General features: G+C 51.0%; 19 protein-coding genes. All 19 read left to right on the forward strand.

Annotation, left to right across the window (positions count from 1 at the left end; genetic code table 11):
* Positions 1-25 precede the first annotated feature (25 nt).
* The 19 genes from AC50X8_RS17905 to sigE all read left to right on the forward strand — a co-directional run bounded on the left by AC50X8_RS17905 (position 26) and on the right by sigE (position 24,010).
* Positions 26-1,285: an adenosylhomocysteinase gene (locus AC50X8_RS17905; RefSeq protein ID WP_046230404.1), complete on the forward strand. Its 1,260-nt coding sequence runs from the start codon at positions 26-28 to the stop codon at positions 1,283-1,285.
* Positions 1,286-1,441: 156 nt separating this feature from the next.
* Positions 1,442-2,500, forward strand: coding sequence for a DUF4349 domain-containing protein (locus AC50X8_RS17910; protein WP_494880712.1), 1,059 nt, complete (start codon positions 1,442-1,444; stop codon positions 2,498-2,500).
* Positions 2,501-2,689: 189 nt separating this feature from the next.
* Entirely contained in the window at positions 2,690-3,127 is a 438-nt protein-coding gene (mraZ, locus tag AC50X8_RS17915) for a division/cell wall cluster transcriptional repressor MraZ (protein ID WP_046230405.1), read from the forward strand.
* 76 nt (positions 3,128-3,203) lie between these two features.
* Positions 3,204-4,154, forward strand: a complete 951-nt coding sequence (gene rsmH, locus AC50X8_RS17920; RefSeq protein ID WP_056041648.1) for a 16S rRNA (cytosine(1402)-N(4))-methyltransferase RsmH — start codon at positions 3,204-3,206, stop codon at positions 4,152-4,154.
* Between the two features lie 19 nt (positions 4,155-4,173).
* A complete protein-coding gene (gene ftsL2 / locus AC50X8_RS17925; protein WP_056041647.1) occupies positions 4,174-4,575 on the forward strand; it encodes a cell division protein FtsL in 402 nt (133 codons plus the stop codon).
* A gap of 129 nt (positions 4,576-4,704) precedes the next feature.
* Positions 4,705-6,876 carry a penicillin-binding transpeptidase domain-containing protein gene (locus tag AC50X8_RS17930; protein ID WP_494880714.1) on the forward strand — a complete coding sequence of 724 codons (2,172 nt, stop codon included), beginning with the start codon at positions 4,705-4,707 and terminating at the stop codon, positions 6,874-6,876.
* 148 nt (positions 6,877-7,024) lie between these two features.
* A complete protein-coding gene (locus AC50X8_RS17935) occupies positions 7,025-8,968 on the forward strand; it encodes a stage V sporulation protein D (protein WP_494880716.1) in 1,944 nt (647 codons plus the stop codon).
* Positions 8,969-9,067: 99 nt separating this feature from the next.
* Complete coding sequence (locus AC50X8_RS17940; protein WP_494861769.1) at positions 9,068-10,558, forward strand: UDP-N-acetylmuramoyl-L-alanyl-D-glutamate--2,6-diaminopimelate ligase; 1,491 nt, start codon at positions 9,068-9,070, stop codon at positions 10,556-10,558.
* A complete protein-coding gene (locus AC50X8_RS17945; RefSeq protein ID WP_056041638.1) occupies positions 10,555-11,994 on the forward strand; it encodes a UDP-N-acetylmuramoyl-tripeptide--D-alanyl-D-alanine ligase in 1,440 nt (479 codons plus the stop codon). Before AC50X8_RS17940 ends, AC50X8_RS17945 begins: the two co-directional genes overlap by 4 nt.
* Positions 11,995-11,998: 4 nt before the next feature.
* Entirely contained in the window at positions 11,999-12,961 is a 963-nt protein-coding gene (mraY, locus tag AC50X8_RS17950; protein ID WP_056041635.1) for a phospho-N-acetylmuramoyl-pentapeptide-transferase, read from the forward strand.
* A gap of 317 nt (positions 12,962-13,278) precedes the next feature.
* Positions 13,279-14,724, forward strand: a complete 1,446-nt coding sequence (gene murD / locus AC50X8_RS17955; RefSeq protein WP_056041633.1) for a UDP-N-acetylmuramoyl-L-alanine--D-glutamate ligase — start codon at positions 13,279-13,281, stop codon at positions 14,722-14,724.
* Between the two features lie 44 nt (positions 14,725-14,768).
* Positions 14,769-15,866 carry a stage V sporulation protein E gene (gene spoVE, locus AC50X8_RS17960; protein ID WP_056041632.1) on the forward strand — a complete coding sequence of 366 codons (1,098 nt, stop codon included), beginning with the start codon at positions 14,769-14,771 and terminating at the stop codon, positions 15,864-15,866.
* Between the two features lie 170 nt (positions 15,867-16,036).
* Positions 16,037-16,942 (forward strand): UDP-N-acetylmuramate dehydrogenase, encoded by a 906-nt coding sequence (murB, locus tag AC50X8_RS17965; protein ID WP_056041630.1) that lies wholly within the window; start codon positions 16,037-16,039, stop codon positions 16,940-16,942.
* 15 nt (positions 16,943-16,957) lie between these two features.
* Positions 16,958-18,235: a UDP-N-acetylglucosamine 1-carboxyvinyltransferase gene (gene murA / locus AC50X8_RS17970; protein WP_056041628.1), complete on the forward strand. Its 1,278-nt coding sequence runs from the start codon at positions 16,958-16,960 to the stop codon at positions 18,233-18,235.
* A gap of 84 nt (positions 18,236-18,319) precedes the next feature.
* Entirely contained in the window at positions 18,320-19,069 is a 750-nt protein-coding gene (locus AC50X8_RS17975; RefSeq protein ID WP_494880718.1) for a cell division protein FtsQ/DivIB, read from the forward strand.
* Positions 19,070-19,523: 454 nt separating this feature from the next.
* Positions 19,524-20,771, forward strand: coding sequence for a cell division protein FtsA (gene ftsA / locus AC50X8_RS17980; protein ID WP_056041624.1), 1,248 nt, complete (start codon positions 19,524-19,526; stop codon positions 20,769-20,771).
* A 16-nt stretch (positions 20,772-20,787) separates the two neighbouring features.
* Positions 20,788-21,921, forward strand: a complete 1,134-nt coding sequence (gene ftsZ, locus AC50X8_RS17985) for a cell division protein FtsZ (protein WP_056041621.1) — start codon at positions 20,788-20,790, stop codon at positions 21,919-21,921.
* Between the two features lie 356 nt (positions 21,922-22,277).
* On the forward strand, positions 22,278-23,282 hold the full coding sequence (gene spoIIGA / locus AC50X8_RS17990) for a sigma-E processing peptidase SpoIIGA (RefSeq protein WP_235533304.1): 1,005 nt from the start codon (positions 22,278-22,280) through the stop codon (positions 23,280-23,282).
* A 5-nt stretch (positions 23,283-23,287) separates the two neighbouring features.
* Positions 23,288-24,010, forward strand: a complete 723-nt coding sequence (sigE, locus tag AC50X8_RS17995) for an RNA polymerase sporulation sigma factor SigE (protein WP_046230421.1) — start codon at positions 23,288-23,290, stop codon at positions 24,008-24,010.
* Positions 24,011-24,062 lie beyond the last annotated feature (52 nt).

Raw genomic sequence — 24,062 nt, forward strand, 5'->3', positions numbered from 1 at the left:
TTAAATTTGGAGGATGAATATACCTATGAGCACAATTGACAAAAGCATTATTCGCGACATTAAGCTTGCTCCGGAAGGACATTTGAAAATTGATTGGGTTAGCGCCCATATGCCTGTGCTTTCCAGCATTCGCGAGCAATTTGAGAAGGAACAGCCTTTTAAAGGCTTGAAAGTATCGATTGCGCTGCATTTGGAAGCGAAAACGGCTTATTTGGCTAAAGTGGTAAAGGCTGGCGGAGCGGAAGTTACAATTGCGGGCAGCAACCCGCTGTCCACGCAGGATGACATTTGTGCGGCGCTCGTAGAAGACGGCATTACCGTGTTTGCAAAGCATAATCCTAGCCCTGAAGAGTACAATGAGCTCATTATTAAAGCGATCGAATCGAAGCCGGACCTTATTATTGACGACGGCGGCGAGCTGATTACGCTGCTGCATAAAGACCGCCCGGATTTGCGTGAAAATCTTCGTGGCGGCGCGGAAGAAACGACGACGGGCATCATTCGTCTGAAAGCGATGGAGAAGGATGGCACGCTGCAGCTTCCGATGGTTGCGGTTAATGATGCCTACTGCAAATATTTGTTCGACAACCGTTATGGTACAGGCCAATCTGTATTTGATTCGCTGAACAAAACGACGAACCTCGTTATTGCCGGCAAAACCGTCGTAGTCGTAGGCTACGGCTGGTGCGGCAAAGGCGTAGCGATGCGCGCCAAAGGCCTTGGCGCCAAAGTAGTCGTCACTGAAGTGGACGCGATTCGTGCCGTGGAAGCGCATATGGACGGCTTCACCGTGCTGCCGATGATGGAAGCGGTCAAGCTGGGCGATGTATTCATTACGGTAACAGGCAACCGCGACAACATTCGCGGCGAGCATTATAAGGTGATGAAAGGCGGCGCGATTTTGGCGAACGCTGGACACTTCGATGTGGAGTTCAACATTCCTGAGCTTAAGGCGCTTTCTACCAATGTGCGCACCGTTCGCAACAATATTGAGGAATACCAGTTGGAAGATGGCAGAAGCATCTATGTCATTGCCAAAGGACGCCTTGTCAACTTGGCAGCAGGCGATGGCCACCCGGCAGAAATTATGGATACGACGTTTGCGCTTCAAGCACTGTCGCTCCGCTATGTAAATGAGCAGTATAAAGCACTGGGCAAAAAAGTGGTTAATTTGCCGTATGAGCTGGACGAAAGCGTAGCGCGCATCAAGCTGGAATCGCTGGGCATCAGCATCGATACGCTGACTGCAGAGCAAATTGCTTATCAGGACAGCTGGAACGTTTAATCCTACCCCCTTTGTTGTATAGCAATAGATAAACAGAGAAACAGCCGCTTCTACCGCTTAAATGCGGTGGGAGCGGCTGTTTTTGTTTCCAAAAAGAGCAACCTTTTGTCAAAATTTACGTCTAGGACGGTAACTAGGGCAAAGGGGGCCATTTTTATGACAAAAATAGAGAAAACAAAAATGAAAGTGAAAGAAACAGCCAAAGAAACAGCCAAAGAAAGAAGCTTAAATAAAAAGCTCATTTTGCTGCCGACATCGTTCTTGTTGGCTTTTATGCTGCTGCTTTCGGCCTGCTCGTCTGCAAACAGCGATCATGCAACTGAGGGGGAAACGAGTGCAGCACAGACTTCTTTCGATAAGCTTGAACAATATAGTACCAGTTCAGACAAGAGTGATGGTGCAGCTGGTTCTAAAGAAGAGAGCGGTGCTTTAGACAATAAAGCGTTGACGAGCGCACCCGCAGACAGCCCCATCGACAGCATGGCGATAGGAGGAGAAGCGTTTAACCAAAAGCTGATCTATACGGCGACAATGACGATGGAGGTTGCCGACTATGAGGCGGCGGCCCAGCAGCTGCGTAATGCCATCCATCAGGCTGGCGGGTACATCCTTGCTTTTCAGGATGGGCAGTATGGCAATGAGAAGGGTGCGAACTATACGATCAAGGTGCCGGCTCAAGGATTTATGCCATTTGTGGAGCGGCTGGAGGGAATCGAGAACAAGCATCTGGAGCGCGAGCTGAAAGGAACCGATGTGACGGAGGAATACGTCGATCTGGAAGCGAGGCTTAAGGCGAAGCAGGTGGTGGAGCAAAGGCTGCTTGCTTTCATGGATAAGGCGGAAAAAGCGGATGATTTGGTCAAATTTTCGCAGCAGCTTGCAAAGGTTCAGGAGGAAATTGAACAGATCAAAGGACGCACGCGCTATTTGGACAAAAATGTAGCTTTCTCAACGATTGAGCTGAGGCTGTATCAGCCGATTGATGTGTCAGTGAAGACGGACAAGGAAGAGAAATCGCTAGGCGGCAAAATGCTGTCGTCCTTCAAAGCAAGCTACGAAGGAACATGGAACGTTCTTCAAGGGCTGCTCGTCTTCCTCGCAGGAGCGCTTCCCGCACTCGTTATTCCTGTAATCATCGGGCTTATCATATGGTGGTTTGGACGTCGCTCCCGCGCCAAAACACCGCCTGCAAAGCCAGAGCCTGAGCAGCAATAGCGCACATTTAGCTCGCTTTCCGTGCTAGAAGCGAAAGGTAAGATGAAAATTTATTCATAAGGCCAAACATTTTAACAAAATCCTGCTCCTATGAGCAGGATTTTATTGTTGTATGGCGAATTACACTATGTTATGTGGGGGAAAGTGGAGCAAAGTGGGGAATAAGGGAGAGAGGGTGGAGGCGATCTTATGTTCATGGGCGAATATCAACACAGCGTTGATGACAAAGGTCGGCTTATCGTACCAGCCAAATTCCGTGATTCACTAGGCGCTTCCTTTATTGCCACCCGCGGTCTCGACAACTGCTTGTTTGTTTATCCCATGAGCGAATGGACAGTGCTTGAGCAGAAGCTCAAATCGCTTCCGCTCATGAAGGCAGATGCAAGGGCGTTCACCCGGTTCTTTTTTTCCGGGGCAACCGAATGCGAGCTGGATAAACAGGGAAGGGTAAACTTGCCGGGACATCTTAGAGAATATGCGAAAATTGACAAGGATTGTATGGTTCTGGGGGTTTCAAGCAGGGTAGAAATATGGAGCAAGGCAGTTTGGGACGGCTATTATGCAGAGTCCGAGCAAACCTTCAATGAAATTGCCGAGAAGCTGGTCGACTTTGACTTCAACTTTTAAACGGGCGATTTCGAAAACTTGCTAATGATGGAACAATACGACCAAGACTAGACAACAAGAACGGGAGGGCAATTGCGTGTTTCAGCATGTAACAGTACTTATGGAGGAAGCGGTTGACGGCCTGGCCATTAAGCCGGACGGCATTTACGTCGATTGCACGCTCGGCGGGGCGGGACACAGTGAACGCATTGCGTCGAGTTTGGGCGAGGGAGGACGGTTAATCGCTTTTGATCAGGATGATATTGCGCTGAACCACGCAAAGATCAGGCTTGCACCGTATTTGGATAAAGTAACACTTGTAAAAAGTAATTTCCGTTATTTGGAACAAATGCTACTCACTTGCGATGTGCCAGTTGTGGACGGCGTACCTCAGGTAGATGGCATCCTGTTTGACCTTGGTGTATCAAGCCCTCAGCTTGATGAGGCAGAGCGCGGCTTTAGCTATAATCATGACGCGCCGCTTGATATGCGGATGGATCAAGGCGGGGCAATGACCGCTCATGAAATTGTCAACACATGGGATGAACGTGAAATCTCGCGGATTCTGTCCCATTATGGCGAGGAGAAGTTTGCCAGATCCATCGCCAGGACGATTATCAAGACAAGGGAAAGCAAGACGATTGAAACGACAGGAGAGCTTGTCGAGCTAATTAAGCTGTCCATTCCTGCTGCGGCAAGACGCACTGGCGGACATCCTGCAAAGCGTACGTTTCAGGCGCTGCGGATTGCCGTTAATGATGAGCTGCGCGCGGAGGAAGAAGCTTTGGAGCAGGCGATTCGCTGCCTGAATCCGGGCGGCCGGGCGGCTGTCATTACGTTTCATTCCCTGGAGGATCGAATCTGCAAGCAACTATTTGCGAGCCTTTTAGAAAAGTGCACTTGTCCGCCGGATTTCCCTAAATGTGTGTGCGGCGGCACAGGAAAGCTTCGGTTAGTGAACCGCAAGCCCATTGTTCCGAGTGAGCAGGAGCTGGAGACTAATCCACGCGCTCGTTCGGCCAAGCTGCGAATCGCAGAAAAATTGTGAGACCTGAGGAGGTTCTGGAGTGGCCTATACGAATGGGAATTTGGCTCTGCAGCCTAAGAAAAAACCGGAGCAGAAGCCAGCAATTAAGCAAAACAAACGGGTGGTCGTAAAAAGAAAAACGATAACGATGCAGGAAAAGCTATTGTATTTGTTTACAGTAATCGCATGCGTGCTTGTTGCAGGCGTTATTATTTTCAGGTATGCCGAAATTTATAAAATGAGCGTAGAAATAAAACACGTCACTAGTGAATATGAAGCGGTGAACGTGGAGCTGAAAGAGCTGAAGAAGCAGGTTGAAATGCTGAGCGACCCGGAGTTTATTCGGAAAATGGCGGAAAGCCAGGGGATGGTCAACAATTATCAGCCAGGCATAACCGTAAATACAGGCAAAGAGGAATCGGCTACTGCAATGGGTGAGTAGGGAGGACGTATGGTAAAACGAATCAGAATGCGCACATTGTTTTTTGGAGGGGTAATTACCCTCCTTTTTCTTATTCTAATTGGTAGAATTTTCTGGGTGCAGGTAGTTGATAGAGACACTTGGTACAACATGGCAAAACAACGCTGGGCGGATACCGAAACTTTAGTCGCGAACAGGGGGACCATTACGGATCGCAATGGCAATGTGCTGGCGATGGATGCACTTGCCTATAATGTGGCAGTCAATCCGAAGCAGATTGATAGTTTGGGCATTACCGATAAGGTCGTAGAAGGGCTGAATGCGATTTTGAACAAGCCGCAGGATGAGCTGCGCAAAATCATAACCGCTCAAAACGATAAAGGCGAATATTACGCGCAGCGCGAAATTCGCGACGGCGGCTGGAATATCGACAAATCGGTGGCTGATAAAATCAAGGAGCTGCGGGATGAGCTAAAGAAAGAAAACAAAGTAAATGACGTTGGCATTTATTTATATGATGATCAAAAACGCTATTATCCTCGCAATGCTATGGCATCCCAACTGCTAGGCTACGTGGACAAGGATGGCAATGCTCTTGCGGGCATCGAATCCTTTTTCAATGATAAGCTCGAGGGCACGAATGGTGAAATCAAGTATGAGAAGGACGGCAAACGCGTGCAGCTCGCGGAAGGCGACGTTGTTTACGAGCCAGTCGTTGATGGGCAGGATATTACACTGACGCTGGATAGCGAGATTCAGCATTATGTAGAGGACGCCATCAAGGAAGTGGCGAATACATATCAGCCCAAAAGCATAACGGCTATTGCGGCTGACCCCAATACGATGGAAATTCTCGCCATGGCGAATTATCCGACCTTTAATCCGAATACGTATTGGGATACGAACTTTGAAAATGCATACAACCACGCCATCAAGTCCTTGTACGAGCCGGGCTCAACGTTCAAAATTGTAACGTTGGCGGCTGCGGTCGAAGAAGGGCTGTTCGAACCGAATGCGACCTTTCAATCCGGCAGCATTAATGTGCCAGGTAGTCCCGTGCGGGATTCCAACCGGATAGGCTGGGGGAAAATCTCTTATTTGGATGGCCTGAAGCATTCCAGTAACGTCGCATTCGTTAAATTAGGCTGGCAAATGCTCGGCGGCGAGAAGCTGGTTGATTACATTAATCGCTTCGGCTTTGGGCAGCCGACAGGCATTCAGCTGGGCAATGAATCAAAGGGTGTTCTCAATATTAATTTGAGCATTCCCAGTGATATTGCGCGGGCATCGTTTGGACAAGGTCCCGTATCCGTGACGCCGATTCAACAAATCGCTGCAGTCGCTGCAGTAGCAAACGGCGGCAATTTGATGCAGCCGCAAATTATTAAGCAAATTTACAATCCGAACACAAATACGACCGAGAAGTTTGAGCCGAAGGTTGTGCGCAAGGTAATTTCCGAGGATACGTCGAAAAAGGTCGGCGAATATTTGGAGCAGGTTGTATCCGACCAAGTAAACGGAACTGGACGCAACGCCTACATTGAGGGGTACCGTGTAGCAGGCAAGACCGGTACGGCACAAAAAATTATTAATGGGAAATATTCCAAAAATAAATATGTCGTTTCGTTTATCGGCTACGCGCCAGTTGAAAATCCGAAGGTCGTCGTCTATATTGTCGTCGATGAACCTAATGATCCGCTCGCGGGCGGGGGCAAGGTTGCAGCACCAGCCTTCAAGGAGATCGTCTACAAAACATTGCGCCATATGGGCGTCATGCCCGATAACGCGACAGTGGAATCGACGACCGATAAAAAGACGCCAACCGTTCAACTGCCGGATGTTACCGAAATGAACTTGTCTCAAGCGCAAGAGGAGCTTAAAGCGCGCAATGTGATGTTTGAGGTTGTGGGCACCGGGACGACAGTAGTCAAGCAGGTTCCAGCGGCAGGGGAAAATATCGCTCAAACCCAGCGTGTTTATCTCGTTACCGAACAGCAGGACAAGCTGACCATTCCCGACATGACAGGGCTGTCGCTGCGTGATGCGCTGGAGGTTGCTTCACTGATGAATGTGCAGCTGCTGGCAGAGGGGGAAGGCTTTATCATTTCCCAGAAGGAAGAGAAGCAGGGGGACAAGCGGATTTTGCGCGTACAGCTTTCGCCGCCAACAGGCGCAGAGGGGGCTGTCACGGCAGAGGAAGCATTGGCAAATGCACAGAACGAGGCTGGAGCGGAAGCAGAGGCTGGCACGGAAGAAGAGGCCGCCTCAGGCAGCTCTATGCAGGATGATGTAGAGGATACAGAAGAAATTCAGGAGCAATAGCATAACTAGCAAGGTTTTGTATGGACTAGCAAGGGTAGTATAAAGGACACGCCAGGGGCTTGTTCTATCTCCTCCGCCCCATGAATAGGCTGGGAATGAGCGTCAGTGTACGCTCTGCCTTAAGCAAAGGGCGGAGGAGGAGCAAGCGATGAAAGTATCAAATGTGACGGTGCGCCGTCGATTGTTTATGGTGCTTATTTTTGGGGTAATTGCATTTGCCGCTTTAGGTGCGCGGCTAGGGTATGTTCAGCTTTGGAAGGGCAGCGAGCTGGCGGCCAAGGCGGAAAATTCATGGCGCAGGGATATTCCCTATATGGCGAAGCGGGGAGAAATTTGGGACCGCAATGGCGTCAAGCTGGCTTACAACGTAACCTCGCCTACCATTTGGGCGATTCCTGCGCAAATTAAAGACAAGCGGGCGACGGCTGATGCGCTCGCGCCGCTGCTGGATATGACGGCAGATGAGCTGTATGGCAAAATCAATACGAAAAAATCAATGCTCGTCCAGCTTCGTCCCGGCGGCCGCAAAATGACGCCGGAGAAGGCGCAGCAGGTGCGGGAGCTCTCGCTTACTGGCATTGTAGCTGCCGAAGACAATAAACGCTTTTATCCCTTTGGCAGCTTGGCGGCACATGTGCTAGGCTTTACAGGCATAGACAACCAAGGGCTGACGGGTGTGGAAGCGAGGTATAATGACGAGCTTAGCGGCATTCAAGGGAATGTCTCTTTTCTGTCGGATGCGCGCGGCAGGCAGATGCCGAATTCCTCGGATACGTATGTGGAGCCGAAGGAAGGGCTAACGATGCAGCTGACGATCGACAAGCAGATTCAAGCGATTATGGAGCGAGAGCTGGACCAAGCGATGGCACAGCACCAGCCCGACCAGATTATGGCGATTGCAATGAATCCAAAAAATGGCGAAATATTAGGGATGGCGAGCCGCCCGACCTATGAGCCGGATAAGTACAAGGAAGTCGCGTCCGAGGTGTATAATCGGAATTTGCCGATTTGGATGACCTATGAGCCGGGTTCGACGTTTAAAATTATTACGCTCGCCGCAGCTATTGAAGAAAAGAAGGTCAACCTGAACAATGAGCGTTTCTATGATCCGGGTGCAATTGAAGTTGGAGGCGCAAGGCTTCGCTGCTGGAAGAAGGGCGGCCATGGCAGCCAAACTTTTCTGGAAGTTGTTGAGAACTCCTGCAACCCGGGTTTTGTGACGCTTGGGCAGCGGCTGGGCAAAGATAAGCTCTTCGAATATATTAAAAATTTTGGCTTTGGCACAAAAACAGGCATTGATATCGGCGGCGAGGAAAACGGCATTATGTTTAAGCTGAGCCGTGTCGGGCCGGTGGAGCTGGCGACGACCGCTTTCGGCCAGGGGGTTTCGGTTACGCCCATTCAGCAAATTACCGCTGTCTCAGCTGCTATTAATGGCGGTACGCTGTACAAGCCGCATGTGGTGAAGGGCTGGATAAATCCGGACACCGGGGAGACGGTGGAAACCGTAGAGCCGGAGGCGGTGCGAACGGTTATTTCTGAGGAGACGTCGAAGGCGGTCCGGGAGGCGCTGGAAAGTGTCGTAGCGAAAGGAACTGGGCGAAATGCGTTTATTGATGGCTACCGCGTAGGCGGCAAGACCGGTACGGCGCAAAAGGTCGTGGGTGGCAAATATTCGCCAAACGAGCATATCGTTTCCTTTATCGGCTTTGCCCCAGCGGATGATCCGGAAATCGTCATTTACGTAGCGGTCGACAACCCGCAAGGGATACAGTTCGGGGGCCTCGTTGCGGCGCCGATCGTGCGCAATATGATGGAGGACGCCTTGACGGTGCTGCAGGTGCCGCAAAGGGAGAAGCAGATTGGCAAAGTGTATAAATACGGCGAGACGCCAATTGTTGCTGTCCCTAATCTGATCGGCAAGTCGGTGTCCGATATTTATGAGGATTTGAACATGAACTTCAACCTCAGCTCGGCAGGGACGGGGCAGACGGTTATTCGCCAGGCGCCTGCTGCCGGTACGCGGGTGGATCGCGGTTCTACGATACGTATCTATTTAGGCGACGAGGATGATATATCTCATACGCATTGACTATACTGGTAGACATAATAAATAATAATGAAGGACATCATGCTCGGTTTGGCAGCAAGGCTTCATGTTTGCCGAGTAATGGAAGGAGAAGATAAGCATATGAAATTAAGCGAATTGGCAAGCCGATTAATCACTTCCAAGCTAATTGGCAGCGGTGATATAGAGATTACAGCTATTGAGACGGATTCCCGCGCAGCACAGGCGGGCAGCTTGTTTATTTGTTTGCCTGGCCATACGGTGGATGGGCATGATTTTGCTCCGCAAGCGGCGGAGCGCGGGGCGTCTGCCTTTGTAGTCGAGCGCGAGCTGCCGCATATTGCGGCGCCGCAGCTCGTAGTAGGCAGCAGCCGCCATGCGATGGCGGTGCTTGCGGACTATTTTTACAAGCAGCCGAGCAGCTCCTTGCATTTGATTGGGGTTACCGGCACGAATGGAAAGACGACGACGACATATTTAATTGAGCAAATTTTGAATGATCAGCATAAGCCGGCAGGCGTTATCGGTACAGTGGAGCGGCGTTATGCGGGAATAACCGAGCCGATGTCGGGCACGACGCCAGAAGCGCTGCAGCTTCAGCGTTATTTGGCGGAAATGCGTGATGCTGGCACGCAATATTGCGCGCTGGAAGTTTCCTCCCATGCGCTGGAGCAGGGCCGGGTGAAGGGCTGCCGCTTCCGCACGGCGATTTTCACGAACCTGACGCAGGATCATCTGGATTATCATGGCACGATGGAGCGTTATGCTGAAGCGAAGGGGCTGTTCTTCTCTCGGCTTGGCAATGTATATGCAAGTGATGAGGCGGAGCGCTCCTATGCGGTGCTCAATGCGGATGATCCAGCTTCGGAGATGTTTGCAAAAATGACAGCTGCGGATACGATTTTGTATGGAATTGATCATGCCGCGGATGTCCGCGCCTCTAATATTCAAATTACGGCGCAAGGCACGTCTTTCCATGTCGACACCTTCGCGGGCAGCGCAAATATTACGCTCAAGATGGTCGGCAAGTTTAATGTGTATAATGCGCTTGCGGCCATGAGTGCGGCTTTAATTGAAGGAATAGCGCTTGAGCAAATCAAGGCAAGCCTGGAAAAAATGGCCGGTGTGCCGGGGCGCGTGGAATCGGTTAGCGTTGGGCAAAACTTTGCCGTTATCGTTGACTATGCCCATACGCCGGATGGGCTTGACAACGTGCTGAGCGCGGTTAAGGAGCTTGCGCCGCCTCGCATCATTTGCGTATTTGGCTGCGGCGGCGACCGCGACCGGACGAAGCGTCCGATTATGGGAGCCATTGCTGCCAAATACAGCGATTATACAATTATTACCTCGGATAATCCTCGTACGGAGGACCCTGAGCTCATTTTGCGGGATGTAGAGGCGGGGCTTTTGAAGGATGGTGTGGACAAGAGCCGCTATGAGCTGCTCGTTGATCGTCATGCCGCTATTGAAAAAGCGGTTGAAATGGCAAGCCCTGGCGATGTAGTATTGATTGCGGGGAAAGGTCATGAAACCTATCAAATTATCGGAGGCGTTACGCATCCGTTTGATGACCGACTAGTTGCGAAAGAAGCGATAAGGGGATTATTACATTGATTAGACGTACGCTGGAACAAATAGGCGGCATGTGCAAGGCGGAGTGGAATCCGGCTGCATCCGCTGTTGCCATCACTGGTGCAGGAACCGATTCTCGTAAAATTACAGCGGGGCAGCTGTTCGTGCCGCTGGTGGGAGATAAATTCGACGGGCATGACTACGTGGCCCAAGCGCTTAAGGATGGAGCTGCGGCTGCATTGTGGCAGCGCGGCCATGCTGTTCCGCCGGAGCTTGCAGACGCTCCTCTGCTTCAGGTCGATGATACGCTTGCAGCGCTTCAAGCGCTTGCGAGTGCTTATCGCACCGAGCTTTCAGGGCTGCGCGTTGTGGGCATTACGGGCAGCAACGGTAAAACGACAACGAAGGATATGGTTGCCTCAGTACTCGGCACCTCGCTTCGCGTGCACAAAACGGCAGGCAACCTGAACAATCATATCGGGCTGCCGCTGATGGTGCTGGAGCTGGATGAGCAGACGGAGGTAGCGGTACTGGAGATGGGTATGAGCGGCTTTGGCGAAATTGAGCTGCTGACGCAAATTGCTAAGCCGGATGTTGCCATCATTACGAATATTGGCGATGCGCATATGCTGCAATTAGGCTCGCGCGAAGGCATCGCGAAAGCAAAGCTGGAAATCGTGTCCGGCTTGCAGCCCGGCGGGCTGCTGCTGTATAACGGAGATGAGCCGCTGCTCGCCTCCGGTCTTGGCCATACGGCTCTTCCTGCTGGTGCTAGATTGGAAGCTTTTGGCCTGATGGACGGAAATCGGTGGACGGCTGCGAATATGGATATAGACGCGGTATCAGCAGCCTTCGAACTGAAAGACGGAAGCGCTGGCGCACAAGCTAATGCAGCAGTGCCCGAAGCGGAAATCTATTCCATTCCCGTGCCGGGCAAGCATAATGTCAGCAATTCGCTGGCAGCTATTGCAATTGGCTATCATTTTGGCATCACTGGGGAGCGGATTCGCCAGGGATTGTCCAGCCTGCAGCTGACAGGCATGCGGATTCAGCCGGTAAAAGCTTTTAATGGCGCCATGATTTTGAATGATGCGTACAACGCGAATCCGACTGCGGTAAGGGCGGCCATCGATTTGCTGGAGAGCGTAAGCGGCTTCCGCAAAAAATGGATCGTGCTTGGCGACATGCTTGAGCTAGGACCCGATGAGGAGCAGCTTCACTATGATACAGGCGCTTTCATTACGCCGGCGAAAGCGGGTGCCGTGCTAACTTGCGGACAGCTGTCGCGTCACACGTCGCTTGGCGTGAAGAGCAGCTTCGGCGCTGCGGCTGATGCTGCGGACATTATTCATTTTGAAGAGAAGGAAAAGCTGGCGGAGTGGCTCAAACAGCAGCTGCAGCCTGCGGATATTGTGCTGGTCAAAGGCTCGCGCGGTATGCGTATGGAACAGATTGTCCAAGCTTTAGAGGTGGGGTGAGAGCATGGACATGATGATTATTTTATTCACACTAGGCGTTTCTTTTTTGCTCGCGGCTCTGCTTGGGCCGATTTGTATTCCCTTGCTGAAACGGATGAAGTTTGGCCAGCAAATACGGACGGACGGACCGCAAAGCCATTTGAAAAAAAGCGGCACGCCAACGATGGGCGGCATCATTATTATGCTGGCGCTGCTCATAGCCTTTTTGAATTTTGCCGATAAGACGGCGGATTTCTGGGTGCTGCTTACCGCCTCGCTAGGCTTCGGCCTCGTAGGGTTTCTCGACGATTACATCAAAATCGTCTTCAAGCGCTCGCTCGGACTGACCGCGCGCCAGAAGCTGTTCGGACAGCTGCTGTTCTCGGTTATCGTCTGCGCTTTGCTGTACCAGATGCACCATAGCACAGAAATCATCGTTCCCGGCACGTCCTGGAGCTTCGATATGGGATGGTTTTATTACCCTTTTGTCGTCATTATTTTGTTCGCTGCCAGCAATTCGGTTAATTTCACCGATGGGCTGGACGGACTGCTCGCTGGTACAAGCGCGATTGCCTTTGGCGCCTTTACCATTGTAGCGCTGCAAGTATCGGCTTATGGCTCTGCTATTTTCTCGGCCGCGATGATTGGAGCCGTACTCGGCTTCCTGATCTACAACGCCTATCCAGCCAAAGTATTTATGGGGGATACCGGCTCGCTTGGCATCGGCGGGGGTATTGCGGCCGTAGCGATTTTGACGAAAATGGAGCTGCTGCTCATTTTGATTGGCGGTATTTTCGTACTCGAAATGCTGTCGGTCATTTTGCAGGTCGGTTCCTTCAAGCTGCGCGGCAAGCGGATTTTCAAAATGAGTCCGATTCATCATCATTTTGAATTGTCCGGCTGGTCCGAGTGGCGCGTCGTATCCACGTTTTGGGCGGTTGGCCTCGTGTTTGCGCTGCTGTCGCTGCTGCTGATACGCGTATTTTAAAATTGCTGCACACAAGCAAAAACGACTTCGTCGTCCTTCTAGGACGAGCGAAGAGCTTTGCCTTAGAATTCTAAGCGGATATAAGGATGAAACTTATAAATTCTTAGAATTCAAGGTGAAACGGCTTTCGCCGTCCTTTGGCGGCAAAGCAACCGTTTCGCGTAGAAATATAGAGAAAGGATGGAAAAATCATATCCTTTCCTATATTTTTCAAAATTATCAGGATAGCAGCTGGCGCTTCAAGCAACGCCCCGATCCAATGCGGATCGTGGCATTGCGAGGCTCATGCTGCTGGCCTTTACAAGGAGCTGTCATTTATGGATCATCCGGCATCATACCGGGGCCGCCGCGTTGTGGTGCTTGGCCTGGCAAGAAGCGGGGTTAGCGTCGCAAAGGTGTTTCATTCCTATGGGGCGGAGGTAATAGTAAACGATAAAAAAGAGCAAGACCAATGTCCCGAAGCGGATGAGCTAATCGCTTTGGGCATTTCTGTGCTTTGCGGTTCACATCCAGACGACCTCATTTCGGCTGATACAGCGCTGCTCGTGAAAAATCCGGGCATCCCTTATTCTACTCCGCCCATTGTGCAAGCCGAAGCAGCAGGCGTTGAAATTGTGACCGAGGTGGAAGTGGCCTATTGGCTTTCGCCGGCACCGATTATCGGCATTACAGGCTCGAATGGCAAAACGACAACGACAACCTGGATCGGCGAGCTGCTGGAGGCGGCAGGTAAAAATCCCATCGTGGCTGGCAATATTGGCCGCCCGTTATGCGAAGCAGCGGTAGAAGCGACAGAAGACAACTGGCTTGTTGCCGAGCTGAGCAGCTTTCAGCTTAAAGGGACAAACGGTTTCCGTCCCCGCGTCGCCCTGCTGCTCAATCTAGTAGAGACGCATCTGGATTATCATGGCGGCATGGAAGATTACATACTTTCGAAGGCAAAGCTGTTTGCCAATCAGACGGCGGACGATACGGCTGTGCTGAATTGGGATGATCCGGTTTGCCGGCAGCTCGCTGATCAGGTGAATGCGACCATCTTGCCCTTCTCGCTTTATGAGAAGCTAAGCTATGGGATAGCGATTGAGCCTCCATATGTTAAGAGCGCTGCAAACGCTTCTCCCGCTAAAAATGAAGCTGCTGACGTACGCCATATCGTATGGCGCACGCAGGATGGGACGGAAACGAAGCTGCTTGAAGTGGGCGAGCTGGGCCTCCCAGGGCGCCACAATGCGGCAAACGCGCTTGCGGCCATTGCAGCATGCCTAGCGGCCGGAGCATTGCCGGAGCAGCTTACCGAGACGCTGCGGAGCTTTAAAGGTGTAGAGCACAGGCTGGAGTATGCAGGCGAAGTGAAAGGGGTCAAATACTACAACGATTCCAAGGCAACAAATCCGACGGCGACTACGATGTCCGTGGGATCGTTGACTGCGCCAATCGTACTTATTGCAGGGGGCCTTGATCGCGGCTCGGATTACATGGAGCTGCTGCCGCTGTTCCGCGATCGGCTCAAAGGGCTTGTGGCGCTAGGCGAGACGCGCGGCAAGCTTGGGCATGTTGCGGAGCTGGCAGGTTTAGCAGGCGTTCGTTTGGTCGAACCTGAAGACAGCGCCGAAGCGACTTTGCGCGAAGCCGTGCGGCAGGCAGCCGCGCTGGCAGCGCCGGGCGACATCGTATTGCTGTCGCCTGCCTGCGCCAGCTGGGATATGTTTACATCCTATGAGCAGCGCGGGCGCATTTTTAAAGATTCGGCGCATACCTTGTAAGTAGGGGGCTTGTCCCTACTTTTACATGCAAAGAGGTGTACGCTATGGCCAAAGCCAGGTCTGCCCCGGACGTATGGATGATCGTCTCTATTGCGCTCATTCTGGCTATCGGAATCATTATGGTATACAGCGCGAGCGCAGTGCTCGCTTTTCATGAATTCGGAGACCGCTATTATTACGTCAAGCGCCAGCTGCTGTTTGCCGGTCTCGGCGTCTGTGCGCTCATCTTCACGATGAATATGAATTATCTCGTATGGCGCAAATGGGCAAAAATCGCCTTGATCATCTGCTTTGTTCTGCTTATCATCGTACTGATCCCAGGCGTGGGCGTCGTGCGCGGCGGTGCGCGAAGCTGGATCGGCATTAGCTCGTTCGGCATTCAGCCTTCCGAATTCATGAAGCTGGCCATGATTTTATTTTTGGCAAAATGGCTTTCCGAGAAGCAGCAGACGATTACTCTGTTCGTCAAGGGGCTGCTGCCTCCGCTCGGGATGGCGCTGCTCGCCTTCGGCCTTATTATGCTGCAGCCTGATCTGGGCTCCGGTGCGGTCATGGTCGCGGCATCGCTGCTGTTGATCTTTACCGCGGGCGCCCAGCTCAAGCATTTGAGCTTGCTCGCGCTAGCAGGCATGGCAGGGCTTGTCGGCCTTATACTGGCCGCTCCCTACCGGCTGCAGCGCATCTCGGGCTTCCTTGATCCGTGGGCTGATCCGCTTGGCTCAGGCTATCAAATTATTCAATCGCTATATGCGATTGGACCAGGAGGGCTAGTCGGGCTTGGTCTAGGCATGAGCAGGCAGAAGTTCAGCTATTTGCCGGAGCCGCAAACGGACTTTATTTTCTCCATCGTTGCAGAGGAGCTTGGCTTCATCGGAGGGTCGGCACTTATTGTGCTGTTTATGATTGTGGTTTGGCGCGGCATTCGAACGGCGATTTACGCGCCTGATACGTTCGGCAGCTTGCTCGCAGTTGGCATCACGAGCATTATCGGCGTTCAGGTGCTTATCAACATCGGTGTCGTTATCGGCATGATGCCTGTAACGGGCATTACGCTGCCGCTTGTCAGCTATGGCGGTTCATCGCTTACGCTTCTGCTCACATCGCTGGGCATTTTACTTAATATTTCACGTTATTCAAGGTGAAGGAACAACTAGGCTAGCGAAGCTTGCTTCGCACAATAAGTGGGCTTTGCAGTTGGCGCTATAGGCATTTGTAACACTACCCGGGCATGAGGCATAGGATACTCTTATAAATCGTGACCATCGCCGAGTGAGCCTGTTCTTCACCTTGAAGCAGAAGGAGGTTAGACAGCATGGAACATGTAGCTGAGCTGTTGGAGAATGCAAAAATTGGTAAAGTATTCATTAATGAACGGCTGGAAAATCATACTACTTGGAAAATAGGCGGTCCTGCCGATATTCTTATTATACCGGATGGACAGGAGCAAATAATGTCAGCTGTCCGGCTGCTTCATGAAAACGGCATACCTTGGACCCATTTGGGACGCGGCTCCAATATGCTGGTGAGTGACAAAGGCATTCGCGGCGTTGTCATTAAGCCTCGAGGTGGACTGGATTATGTGCGCTTCGACGGGAACACCGTTCATGCCGGAGCGGCTTATTCCTTCATTAAACTGTCTGTGATGTCCAGCAAGGAAGGACTGACGGGCTTGGAATTTGCCGGGGGCATTCCGGGAACGGTAGGCGGGGCCGTCTATATGAATGCCGGTGCGCATGGATCGGATGTGTCGCGTATTTTCAAATCAGCTGAAATTGTGCTGGAAAATGGTGAATTGGTAACCTATGGACCCGAGGATATGCAATTTTCTTACCGACACTCCGTGCTCCATGAGCGCAAAGGGCTCGTGCTTTCAGCGACCTTCGAGCTTACGCCTGGAGATCGTCAGGAAATTGCTGCAACGCTGGCCTCTTACAAGGAAAGGCGGCTGCGCACGCAACCGCTGCAGCTGGCATGTGCGGGCAGCGTCTTCCGCAATCCGCCAGGCGATTATGCTGCCAGATTGATCGAGGAGGCGGGGCTTAAAGGCTTCCGTGTAGGTGCGGCTGAAGTATCCGTGCTGCATGCCAATTTTATCGTCAACACCGGGCAAGCGACAGCTGAAGATGTGCTTACCCTCATGGCTCATATTCAAGGCGTCATTGTAGATCGATTTGGGATCAGCTTGGTGCCGGAAGTGCTGGTGGTGGGTGAGCGGTAATTCGGAGGTGAGACATTGGACAAATTGGTGATTGAAGGCGGGAAACCACTCTCAGGAACCATTGTTATCCAAGGAGCGAAAAATGCCGCTTTGCCAATATTGGCAGCCAGCTTGTTGACCGAAGGCGAAACGACGCTGGAACATGTGCCGAAGCTGCTGGATATCGACGTCATGCTCAGCATACTGCGGGAACTCGGATGCCATGCGGAGCATGAGGGCGATACGGTACAGCTGAATACGGAAAGCATGCACCTAGCCCATGTGCCGGAAAAGTTAATGGGGCAGATGCGCTCGTCCATCTTTCTAATGGGGCCGCTTCTTGCGAGATTTGGTGAAGTGCAGGTGTATCAGCCTGGCGGCTGCGCTATTGGGCAGCGCAAAATTGATTTGCATCTGGAGGGACTTCGGGTGCTCGGGGCCGAAATTGAAGAAGTGGGCAATCGCATTATTTGCCGGGCAGATCGTCTCAAAGGAGCAGATATCCATCTAAGCTTCCCTAGTGTCGGAGCGACGGAAAATATTATGATGGCTGCTGTGCTTGCTGAAGGGCGAACGATGATTACGAATGCTGCTCGCGAGCCGGAAATTCAAGATTTGCAGCGGTTTCTCAATGCGATGGGCGCCGAGATGATCGGGGCGGGTACGGATACGATTACGATCAATGGCGTGAAGTCGCTTTCTCCTTGTACGTACAAGGTCATTCCTGATCGAATTGTAACCGGCACCTTAATGGTTGCCGCGGCTGCGACGCGCGGTCAAATTACTCTTCTGAATACATGCCCCTCCCACTTGTCTTCCTTAATACACGTGCTTCGCAGGTCAGGTATTCAAATCACTATCCACGATGATATAATAAAAGTCAGCTGTGCATCCCGCCCCAAAGCCATTGAACGAATTGTTACTTCTCCATACCCTGCTTTTCCAACCGACCTGCAATCTCAAGTGATGGTGCTGCTGGCGCTTGCAGACGGAACGAGCATTATGAAGGAGACGATTTTCGAAGGCAGGCTGAGGCATGTTGACGAACTATCGCGAATGGGTGCGGATATACGGGTTGATATGAATGCGGCTTTTATCCGGGGCGTTCCGCGTCTTTATGGAGCGACGGTGGAAGCAACGGATTTGCGGGCAGGAGCAGCGCTTGTAATCGCTGGCCTCGCTGCGCAAGGAAAGACGGTAGTGGAGCAAATTCATCATATTGATCGGGGCTATGATCGCATTGAAACGATGTTAAGCAAACTGGGAGCAAGGATTTCTCGCAATTCTCCTGTTCCTCATGTTCCTAATAACTAGTGTATGCGAACAAGCGCCTGAATAGAAACTCCCGGCTCCTGCTATTTGGGAACCGGATGTTTTTGGGGAAAGAAGGGACAAGTTATGAGCGCGCCGATGCCAGTGCTAAAAAAACCGGTTGGCAAACGAAAAGGCAATCGCAAGCTGCTTAGCGTGCTTGTGCTGCTGTTTGTCATTGTGCTGTCCGTGCTATTTTTTAATTCTTCTATTAGCAAAATTTCGGAGATTCATATTGAGGGCACAGCCTATACGACGACTGCAGAAATTGGACAGGCTGCTGCCATATCGGTGGGTGACGCTTTTTTCGGCACAACGTCAGCAACGATTGAGCAAGCGGTTAAAGCGATTCCGACTATTAACAACGTTACCGTGGACAAAGCTTTCCCTGGGAAGGTAACGATTACGGTAGAGGAATATCCGGTAGTCGCCTTTGAGCTGTTAAGTGATGGCAATTTGACAGCATTGCTTGCGAACGGATCAGAGCTTCCAGCTGCTAATGAGGAGCTATTGGTCAATAAGCCTGTATTGTCTGGCTGGAAGCAGGGGGATGATTATCGCGTAGAGCTAGCGGAGCAGCTTGGCAAAATTCCGGCGAAGCAGCTGTCTGATTTATCCGAAATTATGCCATATCCATCGAAGGCGTATCCTGACCGCATCAAAATTTACACGCGCACGAAATTCGAGGTAGTAACGGCTATTTCATTGCTGAGCGAGAAAATCGAAACGATGAATGCGGTCATTGAAACGCAGGAGCCTGGAAAAATAACCCTGCTGCTTGCCGATACGTATGATTCCTTTATTAAGACAGATCCAGAAAATGAAGAGGGCAGTTGAAAAACAGACTACTCAATTTAAGAAAACAGTGATAAAATTTTATAGGTGGACTTTTAAAAAAGAAAGCAAAACGACGTGCATGGCGCTTAAACACCATATGAGTATTTTTTAAAATATAGGAAAGGATATGATCTTCCCATCCTTTCTCTATATTTCCCGGAATGAAACGCGCCGCGCCGCCAAAGGATGGCGACAGCCGTTTCACCTTGAAATATAGGAAAGTATGTGATTTCGTCATCCTTTCTCTATATTTCTCGGAATGAAAACGCGCCGCGCCGCCAAAGGATGGCGACAGCCGTTTCACCTTGATGAAATTAAAATTCATATAGAGTTAGAAAAATAGTGCCCTTAAAAAGAGGGATACTATTAACTGCGTTGAATATGTAAAAAGGCGTTTTGTGATTAAACTGATACAAGCTGTATAATTTATAAGTTGAAACGGAGGTGCCGCGGGTTGAGCAGCAACGACATCATCGTCAGTTTAGACATCGGTACATCCAAAGTTCGTGCTATTATTGGCGAAGTGAATAACGGAGCCATTAATATTATTGGAGTTGGATCTGCCGACTCAGAGGGTATTCGCAAAGGAGCTATTGTAGATATCGACCAGACCGTTCAGTCGATTCGTAATGCAATTGAGCATGCGGAACGAATGGTAGGTATTCAAATATCAGACGTCTATGTAGGGATTCAAGGCAACCATATTGCTTTGCAAACCAATCATGGCGTCGTTGCCGTATCCAATGAGGACCGTGAAATTGGCGAGGAAGATATTGAAAGAGTTGTGCAAGCTGCGAAAGTAGTAGCTTTGCCGCCTGAACGCGAGATTATTAATTTAGTGCCGAAGCAATATTTGGTAGATGGACTGGAAGGCATATCCGATCCTCGGGGGATGATCGGCGTGCGTCTGGAAGTGGAAGCCACCATTGTAACAGGTGCTAAGACAGCGATACATAATTTGATGCGCTGTGTGGAGAAAGCAGGACTCCGCATTTCCGGCGTCATCTTGATGTCATTGGCATCCGGCGTCATATCGCTGACGAAAGACGAGAAAACGATGGGTACTGTACTAGCGGATATCGGAGCAGGCTCCTGCACGATTACGATTTTCGAGCAGGGCGGACTTGCGGCGACTTCTACGCTTCCTATCGGCGGAGAGTACGTAACGAACGATATCGCTTACGGCTTGCGTACCCAAAGTGATCAAGCGGAGAAAATCAAGCTGAAATACGGCTGTTCCTACATTGGCGATGCTGCGGAAGATGTGAAGTTCAAAGTTCTCCGTATGGGAAGCAATGTTGAGAAGGAATTTTCTCAAGTCGATTTGGCGAGTATTATCGAGCCTCGGATGCAGGAGATTTTCAGCCTGATCAAGCAAGAGGTTCGTCGTCTTGGTTATCATGACAAGGTCAGCAGCTATGTGCTGACTGGAGGAGCAGTGACAATGCCGGGCACATTGGCGCTTGCTCAAGCAGAGCTTGAATCCACCGTGCGCGTGGCACTTCCGGATTATATCGGCGTGCGCGACCCCGCTTACAGCAGCGGTGTGGGAATGATTCAATACGTATCGAAATATATGGGAGTGCGCGGAACAACCAGCACAGTGAAAAAAGCCGCAAGCAGCCGCAAAACGGGTTCCACCGCTTCATCCAAACCCGGTATGTTCGAACGGATAAAAAATATGTTTAACGAATTTATTTGATCGGGGGAAATTGATGATGTTGGAATTCGACATGGAATTGGAGCAGCTCGCTCAAATAAAAGTAATCGGCGTCGGCGGCGGCGGCAGCAATGCGGTTAACCGAATGATTGAAAATGGGGTAAAAGGTGTTGACTTTATTACAGTCAATACGGATGCTCAGGCGCTGCATTTGGCGAAATCCGAGCACAAGCTGCAAATCGGCGATAAGCTGACACGCGGACTTGGCGCGGGCGCTAACCCGGAAGTGGGGAAGAAAGCGGCTGAGGAATCCCGTGATCTCGCACTCAACCAGTTGAAAGGCTCGGACATGGTATTCGTTACCGCTGGTATGGGCGGCGGCACAGGAACAGGCGCTGCGCCTGTTATTGCCGAAATTGCAAGAGAATGCGGAGCGCTGACAGTAGGCGTTGTAACCCGTCCATTCACCTTCGAAGGCCGCAAGCGTGCCGCACAAGCGGAAATGGGCATAGAAGCGCTTAAAGAGAAAGTAGATACGCTGATCGTTATCCCAAATGACCGTCTACTCGAGATTGTCGACAAGAAGACGCCTATGCTGGAAGCGTTCCGTGAAGCGGATAACGTGCTTCGTCAAGCGGTGCAAGGTATTTCCGATTTGATCCAAGTACCTGGTCTTATCAACCTTGACTTCGCAGACGTTAAGACGATTATGACAGAGCGCGGCTCTGCACTGATGGGAATCGGCGAAGCCAGCGGTGAGAACCGTGCAGCAGAAGCAGCGAAAAAAGCGATTATGAGCCCGCTGCTGGAAACGTCCATTGATGGCGCGCGCGGCGTTATTATGAACATTACAGGCGGCAGCAACTTGAGCTTGTATGAAGTTAATGAAGCAGCTGAAATTGTTATTTCCGCCTCCGATCCGGAAGTGAATATGATATTTGGTGCCATCATTGACGATAATTTGAAGGATGAAATCAAAGTTACCGTCATTGCGACTGGATTTGAGCACAAGGGTGCTCCGGCTGCTAGACGCTCGCCGCAGCAGCAAGGAGAATCAGAGACTCGCCAGCCGGCAAGTCCGACCTCCACGCCTGCTTCGACATCGTCTGTCAAGCCTTTTGGCGCAAGCACCTCGAGCGATCAGCTTGAGATTCCAGCCTTTTTGCGCAACCGTCCACGCAGCGATCGCTAGCAGGCGGTTTATCGCCTACAAGAAAGTCCGCTTTTCCCCATATTTTTTTGGGGGAGAGCGGGCTTTTTTTGCGTTTCCTAAAATATAGGAAAGGATATGATTTTCCAGCCTTTCCTATATTTCTCGGACTGAAACGCGCCGTGCCGCCAGAGGACGGCGACAGCCGTTTCACCTTATGCCCTAGCAGGAGCTAGGCAAAAACACTTTTGCCGCTGTCAAACGACCGCTTGTCCTGCCGTTTTTTATTTGCTCGCTCGACAAAAAAAGATGGCTCACCCCGTCATGATTAGACAGACTTTGAAATAGGATTTTAATATACTAGTCTCAATCGTTCTCACCGGCGCTATGAAGCAAGCTTGGCGGACGGAATTCGCGGGAAGGTGACGATTGTGGCTGTATATGTCGATGTCATGTTTGTGCGGGAGCTGCTGGTCGACGGTGGGCTGCTGCTGACGACAGCATGGGCGAGGAACATTCGTGCCAAGCCATGGCGGGTGCTCGCCGCTGCAAGTGTAGGAGCCAGCTACGTCGTGCTTATGCTGTTTCCGATGCTATCCGTCCTGTTTACCTTAGTAGTCAAGCTGGGCATCTCGATGCTGATGCTGTGGATTGCTTTTGGTTATGGGTCGATTCAGCATTTTCTTCGCACGACGGCAGCCTTTTATGCCGTTAATTTTGTGGCGGCAGGAGCGATCATCGGCATTTATTATTTGCTGATGCAGGGCTCGGGAGAAGTATGGAGAACGATTGCCTTTGTCGATGGAAGCATGCATGTTGAACTGAAAATGAGCCTTATTTATTTATTTGCAGCGTTTTGTATCGGGCTGTATATATACCGCACCGTGTTGACGCAGCGTCGTGAAAGGGAGTTGGTGCAAACTCATCTTGCCGATGTAATTATTCATATTGAAAATCAGGAATTTCGCTGCATCGGATTGATTGATACGGGCAATCAGCTCTATGATCCGTTGTCACGAACTCCGGTAATGGTCGTTGAAGCCGCTCTTTGGCAAAATGAATTGCCACCTTCATGGCTGCAAAGCATTCGCGAGGCCGAGGTGGATCGTCTGGTAGCAGGCATGGGCGAAGAAGTGTTTATTTGGCAGCATCGATTGCGCCTCATTCCTTACCGCGGCGTCAACCGCGGCTCGCAATTTATGCTGGCGCTAAAGCCGGATTTTGTCCGAATTGAGCGGGATGGCTGCAGCTATGTAGCGAAAAAAGTGTTGATTGGGCTCGATGGCGGCAAGCTGACAGCAGACAGCTCGTATCAGGCGATCATTCATCCGGCACTTGTGCAGACCCCGCAAGCGGATGTGAAACAGGAGACTGAAAAAACTACGATTATCGGGGAGGGATAGGCCGGATGCTCGTCAAGTGGAAATTGGTTCTGCAGTTATATTATTATCGGACTTTATTTTTATTCGGACTAAAAAGCGAAGAGATTTATTATATTGGTGGAAGCGAGGCGCTGCCGCCTCCCTTGACTCGGGAAGAAGAAGAATATTTGCTGGGCAAGCTGCCTTCTGGCGATACGGCTATCCGGGCGATGCTCATAGAGCGCAACCTGCGGCTTGTCGTATACATTGCCCGCAAATTCGAAAATACAGGCATTCACATTGAGGATTTGGTGTCGATTGGCGCCATTGGCTTAATTAAAGCGGTCAACACCTTTGATCCTGAGAAAAAAATCAAGCTGGCCACCTATGCGTCGCGCTGCATTGAAAATGAAATTCTCATGTATTTGCGCCGCAACAATAAAACGCGTACCGAGGTCTCTTTTGACGAGCCGCTGAATATTGATTGGGATGGCAATGAGCTGCTGCTGTCGGATGTGCTCGGAACGGAAAACGATACGATTTACCGCAACATTGAGGAGCAGGTTGATCGCAAGCTGCTGCATAAGGCGCTCGACAAGCTGACGGAGCGTGAACGCATCATTATGGAGCTGCGATTCGGGCTGGCGGACGGGGAAGAGAAAACACAGAAGGACGTTGCCGATCTGCTCGGTATCTCTCAATCTTACATTTCGCGTTTGGAAAAACGCATAATTAAGCGGCTGCGCAAGGAGTTCAACAAAATGGTATAAAAGGGCAATCCATAGACTTGCAAAGCGGAGGGTGAAGCAGGAATATTTCGGG

This window comes from Paenibacillus sp. JT22N15 (assembly GCF_059383755.1).

Coding starts and splice junctions, on each gene's coding strand:
- murB (WP_056041630.1), top strand. CDS start 16,037: ATGGAACATGTAGCTGAGCTGTTGGAGAATGCAAAAATTGGTAAAGTA.
- AC50X8_RS17910 (WP_494880712.1), top strand. CDS start 1,442: ATGACAAAAATAGAGAAAACAAAAATGAAAGTGAAAGAAACAGCCAAA.
- AC50X8_RS17940 (WP_494861769.1), top strand. CDS start 9,068: ATGAAATTAAGCGAATTGGCAAGCCGATTAATCACTTCCAAGCTAATT.
- murD (WP_056041633.1), top strand. CDS start 13,279: ATGGATCATCCGGCATCATACCGGGGCCGCCGCGTTGTGGTGCTTGGC.
- ftsZ (WP_056041621.1), top strand. CDS start 20,788: ATGTTGGAATTCGACATGGAATTGGAGCAGCTCGCTCAAATAAAAGTA.
- AC50X8_RS17905 (WP_046230404.1), top strand. CDS start 26: ATGAGCACAATTGACAAAAGCATTATTCGCGACATTAAGCTTGCTCCG.
- AC50X8_RS17975 (WP_494880718.1), top strand. CDS start 18,320: ATGAGCGCGCCGATGCCAGTGCTAAAAAAACCGGTTGGCAAACGAAAA.
- AC50X8_RS17930 (WP_494880714.1), top strand. CDS start 4,705: ATGGCAAAACAACGCTGGGCGGATACCGAAACTTTAGTCGCGAACAGG.
- spoVE (WP_056041632.1), top strand. CDS start 14,769: ATGGCCAAAGCCAGGTCTGCCCCGGACGTATGGATGATCGTCTCTATT.
- AC50X8_RS17935 (WP_494880716.1), top strand. CDS start 7,025: ATGAAAGTATCAAATGTGACGGTGCGCCGTCGATTGTTTATGGTGCTT.
- mraZ (WP_046230405.1), top strand. CDS start 2,690: ATGTTCATGGGCGAATATCAACACAGCGTTGATGACAAAGGTCGGCTT.
- sigE (WP_046230421.1), top strand. CDS start 23,288: ATGCTCGTCAAGTGGAAATTGGTTCTGCAGTTATATTATTATCGGACT.
- mraY (WP_056041635.1), top strand. CDS start 11,999: ATGGACATGATGATTATTTTATTCACACTAGGCGTTTCTTTTTTGCTC.